The following is a 1,734-nucleotide window of genomic DNA, read 5'->3' as shown; positions in this document are numbered from 1 at the left end:
CGCTGGTGGTCGAGATCTACCGCGAGCTCCCCGAGACCCGGCTCGACTGGGCAGCGTGACTTGTTCGCGACCGGATGACGCTGCTCAGCGACGCACGGGTCAGGTGACCGAGAGCGGCTCTCCATCGTCGGTCAGGTAGTCGCGCCAACTGCGCTTGGCGGTCCAGCCGAGAAGCCGGTGGAGCTTCGCGGTGCTGATCCCGCTGGCATCGGGACGAGTCACCTCGTGCAGCCGGGTCGGCGCGTCGGGGTATGCCCGGCGCCACGAGGCGTGCAGGTCACGTCCACCGATCGTGTCGGGCGCGGCCACGTAGAACACCTCGTGGCCGGCGAGGTCGCACTCAGCCGCCAGGCGAGCGGCGTCCGCGAGATCGTCGGCATCGACGTAGGCCCATCCCGTGATGCTCGGCGCCGACGGGTCGGCGACGATGGGACCGAGGTTCCTGGCGTAGGAGTGGGCGTCCTGCACCCACGTCGGTCGGAGGCTGACGCAGCGCAGGTCCGACCGCCGAACTGCTGCGGCGCAGACCTGCTCCCCCAGGGCCTTCGACAGCCCGTACGGGTCCTGCGGCATGAGTGGATGCTCCTCGTCGACCGGCAGGTACTCCGGGAAGAACGCGCGCTCGGCGAAGGGGAACCCCGGGGCGGTCTCGCTGGAGATGTTGACCAGCCGCGGGACGCCCCACCGCACGCAGGCCTCCACGACGTTGAACGTCGCCATGAGGTTGTTGCCGAAGACGACGTGCGGCGCGTGCCTGCCGGGCGCCGGCAGGGCGGCGCAGTGCACCACCGCGTCATACGGTCCAGCCTTGGCGTTCTCACCCTCCGTGGCTCCGCCGACCAGCGCGTACACCTGTCCGGCGTCGGTGAGGTCGGCCACCAGGTAGGGCGCCATGCCCTCGGGCTGGCGATCCCAGTCGACCGGGGACAGGTCTGTCCCGGTGACGACGTGCCCTGCCTCCCGGAGCACGCGCACCACGGCTCGGCCGACCTTCCCACGGGATCCGGTGACCAGGGTGCGCACGGCCGTCATCACCCCATCATCACCGCTACCCGGGCGTGTGGCCCTGCGCGCCGACGATCGGCGACGATGGTCGACATGGCTGACGAGCAGCACGGAGTGGTCTTCCCCAGCGACGCGTCGGGCGGTCGCAGCACCAGCGCGCTCGGTCGCGTCGTCGTGGGCGATGCGCTTCGCGCCGTCGACCCGGTCGGCGCCCGCGCGGCGGAGCGGGAGACCGCGTGGCGGTCGGAGTACCTGGGCCACTTCAAGCGCCTCGTCGAGGCCGGGCTCGGCTCCCGGGAGGACGCCGTCGGGATCGCGCGCGCCGGGCTGGACTCACTGCACGGACGGATGCAGGTTCGTGGGAGCGACGAGGAGGGGTCGCTGGCCGAGTGGCCGGGCGGTGTCGAGGCGTTCGGCGAGGTCGAGGTGACCGGGACCGCCGACCCGCTCGACGAGCTGGTGCTGCCCTACCGCGGCGACCTGCTGCGCGGCGACGCGATCCGCCGGCAGGTCGACACCTGGGTCGAGGCGGGCATCGTCGAGCCGACGGTCGCGGACGCCGTCGATGCCGTGCTGGCCAACCCGGACTGGCTGAGGCTCGACGGGCACACGGTGGCGGTGATCGGTGCCGCGTCCGAGATGGGACCGCTGCGCGCGTTGACCCGCTGGGGCGCCCGGGTGGCGGCCGTCGACCTGCCCCGGCCGGACCTGTGGGAACGCGTCCTGGAC

1 protein-coding gene and 1 pseudogene are annotated in these 1,734 nt (G+C 72.5%); one reads left to right on the top strand and one right to left on the bottom strand.

What is annotated here, in order from left to right; all coding sequences use genetic code 11:
- Positions 1 to 99: 99 nt before the first annotated feature.
- On the bottom strand, positions 100 to 1,032 hold the full coding sequence (locus JHD21_RS20580; protein WP_292679191.1) for an NAD(P)-dependent oxidoreductase: 933 nt from the start codon (positions 1,030 to 1,032) through the stop codon (positions 100 to 102).
- 66 nt (positions 1,033 to 1,098) lie between these two features.
- Between JHD21_RS20580 and JHD21_RS20575 the strand changes: the two are divergent.
- Positions 1,099 to 1,734 (top strand): annotated as a pseudogene (locus JHD21_RS20575) (hypothetical protein); the annotation flags it as partial.

Origin of the sequence: Nocardioides sp. (genome assembly GCF_016462705.1) — a bacterium.
Classification (GTDB): Bacteria; Actinomycetota; Actinomycetes; order Propionibacteriales; family Nocardioidaceae; genus Nocardioides.
This window is presented reverse-complemented; position numbering and strand designations above follow the sequence as displayed.

Excerpts from the sequence above, each read along its gene's own strand:
- JHD21_RS20580 (WP_292679191.1), bottom strand. The coding sequence starts at position 1,032 with ATGACGGCCGTGCGCACCCTGGTCACCGGATCCCGTGGGAAGGTCGGC.